Here is a 215-nt window from a genome sequence, read left to right as displayed (position 1 = left end):
GGGGACTGTTGTTTTTTGATTTTGATCAGGATCAAACGTATTGCTTCTTTAAGTTCTCCTTCAGCTCTTCCCTCAGCTCTTCCTTCAGCTCTTCCCTGAGCCATTCCCTCGGCCATTCCTTCGCTCTTGCCACGCTCGTGCCCCATATTCCAGTATTGCTCCTGGAGCATTTTGTAGTTTTTTTCTTCGTCATATTCATAGATACTCATTTTCAC

General features: G+C 44.7%; 1 pseudogene. It reads right to left on the bottom strand.

Annotated features, from left to right (window positions below):
- Positions 1 to 209: pseudogene (locus DW819_RS15830) on the bottom strand (hypothetical protein); the annotation flags it as partial.
- Positions 210 to 215 lie beyond the last annotated feature (6 nt).

Origin of the sequence: Clostridium sp. AM33-3, assembly GCF_003480315.1 — a bacterium.
Taxonomy (GTDB): Bacteria; Bacillota; Clostridia; order Lachnospirales; family Lachnospiraceae; genus Brotaphodocola.
The sequence above is the reverse complement of the archived record's forward strand: the minus strand, read 5'-3'. Positions and strand labels throughout refer to the sequence as shown.